Source organism: Micromonospora sp. NPDC002296 (assembly GCF_040296145.1).
GTDB lineage: Bacteria > Actinomycetota > Actinomycetes > Mycobacteriales > Micromonosporaceae > Micromonospora.
In genome coordinates this window covers 21315-28977 of the sequence record NZ_JBEOWQ010000053.1, presented here as the reverse complement: position 1 = coordinate 28977, position 7663 = coordinate 21315, and the positions used below count along the sequence as shown (strand labels likewise).

The window sequence follows — 7663 nt, the reverse complement described above, 5'->3', positions numbered from 1 at the left end:
CCCGGGGCCGCCGGCTCACCCGGAGCCGCCTGATCGCCGAGGGCCACCGGGCCCGCCGCGTCCGCGGCGGCGGCGAGGGCGGCGGTCGCGTCGCGGTCGAGGATCCCGTCCGCGACGGTGACGGTGTGCCGGCCGTGCCGGCTGGTCCCGGCCGGGACCACGGCCGGGGACTCGAAGGCGAAGGCCACGCAGACCCCCGGGTACATCGCCGTCCGGACGAACCACCGGTCGCCCGGCCCGAGCCCGGTGAAGACCAGGGTGTACGCGCCGCCCCCCGGCCCGGTGCCGGCCAGCGCCACCCACGGCGCGGCGGAGCCGTTGACGGCCTCCTCGCCGTCGGCCAGCGCGGTGAAGGTACGGGGCGGTTCGGTGGCGACGGCCCGCCAGAAGAACCCGCCGTACCCGGCGCCGCCGGGGCGGCCGTTGGTGGCCGGGCTGCCGAGGGGGACGTCCCGGTCGGCGGGGGCGCTCAGCGCGTACCGCAGGTCCAGCCGCCACGCCCCGGGGGCATCGGGCACGGGCGCGACGGCGAGCCGGCGGCGCTCGGTGATCAGCACCCCGCCGGCCGGGTCGCACCACTGGAGGCGGTGTTCCAGTCGATCGTCGGCCCGCTCGGTCCAGCCGGTGTGGACGATCCGGCCGTGGTCGTCGCGCCAGGTGTAGCCGGTGTCGCGCACGTAGGTGCGCCCGCCCCACAGGTTGGTGCCGGCGACGTCCTGCACGGCCAGGGACGCGCCGAGGTGCCACACGTGGTCCTCCGGCAGCGCGTCGGTGACGACCGTGCCGGCGAGGGTGCGCACCGGGTGCAGGTAGGGCCGGGGGCCGTGCCTGGCGTCGAGGTCCGGGGCGAGGACGTACCGGGCCACCTCGACGCCGCCGACCAGCAGTCGGGGATCGTCGCCGGAGTCGCCGGCCGGGCGGCCGGGCTCGCCTGTGGGAACGGCCCGGGTGCGGGGGTCGGCACCATCGGCCCGGGTGCGGAGGGTGGCCCCGTCGGCCCGGGCGTGGGGGGCGTGATCGGTCACGACGGCTCCACGGCGACGGCCGGACGGCGGGCGACCGCGTGCAGCGCGGCCAGGGCGTACCCGGCGAGGATCGGCAGCGCGACCGGGATGACCAGCACGGCGAGGACGCCGGCCAGGCAGCACACCCCGCCGGCCGCCGCCCAGCCGGCCGGGCGGGCGACGCAGGAGCGGGCGGCGGTGCGGGCCGCGACCCGCCAGCCCCGCCCGCCGGCCCGCCCGACCTCGACGACGACCAGCCCGGCGTACCCGGACAGGGCCGCCGTGACCGCGCCGGTGACCAGCAGGGCGGGCGCCCCGCCGGGGACCCGGCCGGTGGCCAGCGCGGCCAGGTCGGCCCCGAGCAGGACCGCGCCGGCCAGCCCGGCCAGGGTCACCGGCACGCCGGCCGGCAGCGCCCGGACGTACCGGCGCAGCGTGGTCCGCAGGTTCGGCCAGCCGCCGTCGGTCACCCGGTCGTGCACGGCGGCGCTGGCGGCGGCGAGCGCGGCGCCGGCGGTCAGCACCGGCAGCGCGCCCGCCACCAGCAGGAACCCGACCAGCGCCAGGTCGGCGGCGTCGGCTACCACGTCCCGCCAGTCCCGGCGGGCCGGTCTGTCCCGCGTCACGGCGTCACCCCTTGATCCCGCTGGTGTTGATGCCCTCGACGAGCATCCGCTGGAAGGCCAGGAAGAACAGGAACACCGGCAGCAGCGACAGCACCGACATGGCGAACATCGGGCCGACCGCGCTCTGGCTGGTCGAGTCGATGAACAGGGTCAGCGCCACCGGCACGGTGTAGTCCTCCAGGCTGGACAGGAAGACGAGCTGCCGGAAGAAGTCGTTCCAGGTCCAGATGAACGAGAAGATCGCGGTGGTGACCAGCGCGGGTCGGCTCAGCGGCAGGATGATGTGCCGGAAGATGCCGAACGCGCTGGCCCCGTCGATCTTCGCCGCCTCGTCCAGCTCGCGCGGGATGCCCCGCATGAACTGGACCATCAGGAAGACGAAGAACGCCTCGGTCGCCAGGAACTGCGGGATCAGCAGCGGCAGGTAGGGCCACTCGCCGCCGACCAGGCCGAGCGTGCGGAACAGGATGTACTGGGGCACGATCAGCACGTGCCCGGGCAGCAGCAGGGTGCCGATCATGACGGCGAACCACATCCCGCGCAGCCGGAACCTCAGCCGGGCGAAGGCGTACGCGGCGAGCAGGCAGGAGACCGCGTTGCCGACCACGGTCAGCAGGCTGACCATGGCGCTGTTGAGGAAGAACCGGCCGAAGCTGAGGTCGAAGTTGGCCCACCCGTCGGCGTAGTTGCCGGGGGTGAACTGTTTCGGCAGCAGGCCGGTGTTGCTGACGATCTCCTCCTGGCCCTTGACCGAGGTGCCGATCATCCAGAACAGCGGGTAGAGCACGACCACCACGATCGCGATCAGGACGACCAGGCGCACGGCCTGCCCGCCGCCGGAACGCGGGCGGCGCGGCCGGGTCACCACCGGGCCTGCGGTAGCCGTCACCGGTCCTCCCCGTCGGAGTAGTGCACCCAGAACCGTCCGGTGCTGAAGAAGACGGCCGTGATGAGGCCGATGGCGAGCAGGAAGACCCAGGCCATCGCCGAGGCGTAGCCCATCTCCAGATCGGTGAAGCCCTTGATGTAGAGGTTCAGCGTGTACATGAGGGTGGAGTCGACCGGGCCGCCGGTGCCGTTGCTGAGCACGAAGGCCGCGGTGAAGCCCTGGAAGCCGTTGATGGTCTCCAGCACCAGGTTGAAGAAGATGACCGGGGAGAGCATCGGCAGGGTGACGGCGCGGAACTGCCGCCACCTGCCGGCCCCGTCGACCGAGGCGGCCTCGTACAGCTCCGTCGGCACCTGCTTGAGCCCGGCCAGGAAGATCACCATCGGGGCGCCGAACTGCCAGATGGCGAGCACCATCAGGGTCTCCAGCGCCCAGTCCGGGTCGTTGACCCAGGGCTTGCCCTCGATGCCGAACAGGGCCAGCACCGAGTTGAACGCGCCGTCACGGTTGAACATGTTCACCCAGACGATGGCCAGGGCGACGCTGCCGCCGAGCAGCGACGGCAGGTAGAACAGGCTGCGGAACAGCCCGACCCCGCGCCACGCCCGGTTGAGCAGCAGCGCCACCCCCAGCGCGGCGGCCAGCTTCAGCGGCACCGCCACCAGGGCGAAGGCCAGCGTCACGCGGACCGCGTGCCAGTACGAGGGATCGTTGGTGAACATCCGCTCGTAGTTGGCGAACCCCACCCACTCGACCTCCGAGAAGGGGGTGAGGATGTCGTAGTCGGTGAAGCTCAGGTAGAGCGACAGGAGCATGGGAATCGCCGTGATGGCCATCAGTCCGATGAGCCAGGGCGAGAGGAAGACGTACCCCGCCAGACCTTCGCTGTGCCGGATCCGCCCGGCCACGTCCCGGGGGGCGTGGGCGCGGGCGGATCCGGTGCCGCGTCGGGTCGGGTCGGGCGCCGTGGTCAGTGCCACGAGCCGGCTCCTTTCCGAACGTGTGCGGCGGCTCAGACGATGGCGGACTTGCAGGCGGCCAGGAACTGCGCCGCCGCCTCGGCCGGGGTGACCCGGCCGTACTGGGCGTTCTCCGCCGCCTTGATCAGTTCTGCGCGGACCTTGCTGTGGCCCTTGATCGGCACCTGCGGCGACTCCCCGAACTTCTGGGCCAGCTCGGCCTCCACCGCGATGGACTGCTTCATCGCCGGGTCGGTGGCGCCCTCGCTGACGAGCCGGCGCAGGTCCTGGTTCGACGGCAGGCCCCGGTCGGTGCCGAGGAGCTTGACCGCCTCCTGGTCGTTGGCCAGGAAGTTCAGCACGTCGACCGCGATGTCCCGGTGCTTGCTGCCCTTGAACACCGACCAGTACATCGAGGCGCGGGCCCACTGGGCGCTCGGGTCACCCGGGTACGCGACGACACCGAGCTCGTCCTTGGTGTTCTTCTTCAGCTCCGGCATCTGGTTGACCCAGACCCAGGAGGTGCCGGCCTTGCCGGTCACGACGAGCTGCTTGGTGATGTCGGTGGCGTTGCCCTCGTGGATCACGTCCGGCGTCGGGGTGGCGCCCCGGTCCCGGGCGCCCTTCCACAGCTCGAACCACTTGGTGACGTCCTCGGCGGTGAAGCCGAGCTCCTTGCCCTCGTACATGTCCTTGCCCTGCTGGCGCAGCCAGACCCAGAACGCCTTGTAGTCGGCGCTCGGGTCCTGGGTGCCGGGGACCTTGGTCTTCTTCGCGACCTGCTCGGCCCAGGCGATGTGCTCCTCCCAGGTCATGCCGGTGGTCGGCTCCGGGAGGCCGTTCCTGCTCAGCAGCGTCTTGTTGTAGACCAGCCCCTGGGTGTTCTCCCCGGCGGCCAGCCCGGCGAGCTTGCCGTCGACCACGCCGTACTGCCACAGGCTCTTGGGGAACTTCGACACGTCGAGCTTGCCGGAGTCGGAGTAGCTGGTCAGGTCGAGCGTGGTGTTGCGGGACGCGTACTCGGCGAGGAAGTTGTCGTCGATCTGGAAGATGTCCGGCGGGTTGCCACCGGCGGTGAGGGTGGCCAGCTTGTCGAAGTAGCCCTGGTTGGCCTGCCAGGTCCTCTCGAACGTGACGTTCGGGTGCTTCCTGGTGTAGAGGGCGAGGGCGTCCCCGGTCAGCTTCCCCCTGGCATCGCCGCCCCACCAGAAGATGGAGAGCTTGACGGGGGCGTTGGGGTCGTCACTGGCCTCGTCGCCGCAGGCGGCGGCGCCCAGGGCGAGCGGCGCGGCGACCACCAGGGCGACGAGCCCGCGCAGCAGCCGACGGCGGGGGGTACGGTGGGAACGCCCGGCGGGTGCGCCGGCGGTGGGGGGCGTGGCGGGGTGCATGTGCGCTCACTCCTTGGCATTAGGAGGCGACGACGCCACCGGTGGCCGCAGTCGGGCGGCCCGGGTCCGCAAGGCGATGCGGGCTCGGGCCGACACGTTCGGCACCGGAGCCACCGGACGACGGAACTCCTCCGGTGGAGTCGCGGATGACCAACTCGGTCTGGAGCATTACCTGTGCGGTGGTGCGACGGGCGCCGGCTGCCGTGCCCCGACCGGCGCCCCGCGGCGCGTCGGTGTCCTGTTGCAGCAGCATGTCGACGGCCGTCCGGCCGGCGGCCGCGGTAGGCGTGGCCACCGTCGTCAACTTGGGCCGGGTGAGCCGGCTCAGGGCGATGTCGTCGATGCCGACGACGCTGACGTCCTGCGGCACCCGGACCCCGAGGGCGTCGAGCCCCTCGATCAGCCCGATCGCCATCAGGTCGTTGTAGGCGAGCACGGCGGTGACGCCGGCGCGCTGGACCTGTTCGGCCAGCGCGCCGCCGCCGTGCTCGGTGGGCGGGTTGGGCCCGAGAACGGTCAGTTCCGCGCCGCCGGTACGCGCCGCGGCGGCGGCCGAGCGGCGGATCTCCCGGTTGGTCCACGAGCCGCGCGGCCCACCGAGCAGGGCGATCTCGGTGTGGCCGAGGCCGACCAGGTGCTCGATCGCGGACCGGGCCCCCTGCCCGACGTCCATCATGACGCAGGGCAGGCCGGTCACCTGCCGGTTTATCACCACCAGCGGGACCTCGCGGCTGAGCTGTTCGATGAGGCTGTTGCTCATCCGGGGGCTGCACAGCAGCACCCCGTCGACCTGCTTGGCCAGGGCGTGGACCAGTTCCTCCTCGGCCACCGGGTCCTCGTTGGTGTCGGCGACGAAGACGTGGTAGTCGCGGTGCCTGGCCTGCCCCTCCGCCGCCTTGATCAGCGGCGGGAAGAACGGGTTGGCGATGTCGGCGATGATCAGGCCGATGTTGTGGGTGCGGCCGGTGATCAGGGCACGCGCGGCGCGGTTGGGCCGGTAGCCCAGGTCCTCCGCGCAGGCCAGCACCCGGCCCCGGGTCTCCGGGTTGACCAGGTGCGGCGCGGAGAACGTGCGGGAGACCGTGGAGATGTGCACGCCCGAGGCCCGCGCGACGTCCCTGATGGTGACTGGCACGGCGGCCCCTTCGTCCAGTGTGGTTGCGGTCACGTGGGTGCCGACAATTAATGCAAACGGTTGCTCCACTGTCAACGCTCGAAGGTTACGACCAGGTTTCGAGGGGTCACCCTTCATGCCCCGCTAACCCATCAAAGACGGGCAAACCACACGGCTTTTTGTCGACGTCATTGACTCATGGCGATCGATCGTGGTTTCTTCACTGCAAACCTTTGCAGTGACACCCGGGAGGCGACGCGATGTCTTCGAGATCCGGCGAACGGACCCGTCACGCGGTGGTCGGCACCGGCGCCCGGGCCGAGATGTTCGTCCGGGCGCTGGTCCGGGACCATCCCGACACCGCCGAACTGGTCGCGTTCGCCGACGTCAACCGGTCCCGGATGGACGCGCACAACCGCTGGCTGGCCGAGCTGGGTCACCGGGGGGTGCCGACGTACCGGGCCGACGGGTTCGCCGCGATGCTGGACAAGGAGCGCGTCGACACCGTGCTGGTCACCACGGTCGACGCCACCCACGACGAGTACATCGTGGCCGCCCTGCGCGCCGGCTGCGACGTGGTGTCGGAGAAACCGATGACCGTCGACGCGCCGCGCTGCCGGCGGATCCTGGACGCGGTCGCCGAGACCGGCCGGCAGGTCACCGTCGCCTTCAACTACCGCTACAACCCGCTGCACGAGCAGTTGCGCCGGCTGCTGGCCGACGGGGCGGTGGGCGAGATCGGGTCGGTGCACTTCGAGTGGCTGCTCGACGTGCGGCACGGCGCGGACTACTTCCGGCGCTGGCACCGGGACAAGGCCAACTCCGGCGGGCTGATGGTGCACAAGGCCAGCCACCACTTCGACCTGGTCAACTGGTGGCTCGACGCCACCCCGGTCGAGGTCTACGCCGCCGGCCGGCTGTTCTTCTACGGCGACGCCGGCCGCCGGCACGGCTACGCCCGGGACTACGACCGGGCACACGACGCCCCGGACGCCGCCGGCGACCCGTTCGCCCTGCGGATGGCCGAGCACCCCCGGCTGCGCGAGCTCTACCTCGACGCCGAGGCCGAGGACGGCTACCACCGCGACCAGAACGTGTTCGCCCCCGACGTCACCATCGAGGACGACATGGCGGTGCTGGCCCGCTACTCCTCCGGCGTGACCATGACGTACCACCTCACCGCCTACGCCCCCTGGGAGGGCTACCGGGTGATGGTCAACGGCAGCCGGGGCCGCGTCGAGTTGGAGGTCGTGGAGAGCGACTTCGTCAGCCCCGGGGCCGCCGGGGCGCTCAAGGGCGCGGCGCTGCACGGCGACGAGGCCGCCGCCGAGGGCGGCTCGGCCACCCTCACCCTGCGCCCGTTCTGGTCGCCGCCCCGGCAGATCGAGGTCGAGGGGTACACCCGGCAGGGCCACGGCGGCGCGGACGCCCGGATGACGAAGGTCCTCTTCGGCGGCGCGGCGGACCCGCTGCACCGGGCCGCCGGCGCCCGCGACGGGGCCCTTGCCCTGCTCACCGGCCTGGCCGCCAACCGGTCCTTCGAGACCGGGCAGGCCGTCCGGGTCGCCGATCTGCTCCCCCTGCCCTGACCGACCGCGCCCGGAGCGCGCCGCCACGGCCACCCCACCGGGCCCCGCGGCCCCGCCGGTCCGCCCCCCGTTCGACCGACCGCACCCGAGG

7 protein-coding genes are annotated in these 7663 nt (G+C 72.3%); 1 reads left to right on the top strand and 6 read right to left on the bottom strand.

Features of this window, described 5'->3' with window-relative positions; all coding sequences use genetic code 11:
- The 6 genes from ABT023_RS25895 to ABT023_RS25870 all read right to left on the bottom strand — a co-directional run.
- Positions 1 to 1025 (bottom strand): DUF6807 domain-containing protein (locus ABT023_RS25895; protein ID WP_350888990.1); only part of this gene is annotated, 1025 nt, incomplete at its 3' end.
- The gene (locus ABT023_RS25890; protein WP_350888989.1) at positions 1022 to 1630 is read right to left on the bottom strand and encodes a hypothetical protein; all 609 of its coding nucleotides are present in this window, start codon (positions 1628 to 1630) and stop codon (positions 1022 to 1024) included. The genes ABT023_RS25895 and ABT023_RS25890, both read right to left, overlap by 4 nt.
- A 4-nt stretch (positions 1631 to 1634) precedes the next feature.
- Entirely contained in the window at positions 1635 to 2396 is a 762-nt protein-coding gene (locus ABT023_RS25885) for a carbohydrate ABC transporter permease (RefSeq protein ID WP_350888994.1), read from the bottom strand.
- Positions 2397 to 2515: 119 nt separating this feature from the next.
- Complete coding sequence (locus ABT023_RS25880; protein ID WP_350888988.1) at positions 2516 to 3499, bottom strand: carbohydrate ABC transporter permease; 984 nt, start codon at positions 3497 to 3499, stop codon at positions 2516 to 2518.
- Between the two features lie 32 nt (positions 3500 to 3531).
- Positions 3532 to 4869, bottom strand: coding sequence for an ABC transporter substrate-binding protein (locus ABT023_RS25875; protein WP_350888987.1), 1338 nt, complete (start codon positions 4867 to 4869; stop codon positions 3532 to 3534).
- Between the two features lie 19 nt (positions 4870 to 4888).
- On the bottom strand, positions 4889 to 6004 hold the full coding sequence (locus tag ABT023_RS25870; protein WP_350888986.1) for a LacI family DNA-binding transcriptional regulator: 1116 nt from the start codon (positions 6002 to 6004) through the stop codon (positions 4889 to 4891).
- 239 nt (positions 6005 to 6243) lie between these two features.
- Between ABT023_RS25870 and ABT023_RS25865 the strand changes: the two genes are divergently transcribed.
- Positions 6244 to 7572 carry a Gfo/Idh/MocA family protein gene (locus ABT023_RS25865; RefSeq protein ID WP_350888985.1) on the top strand — a complete coding sequence of 443 codons (1329 nt, stop codon included), beginning with the start codon at positions 6244 to 6246 and terminating at the stop codon, positions 7570 to 7572.
- The last annotated feature ends 91 nt before the right edge of the window (positions 7573 to 7663 follow it).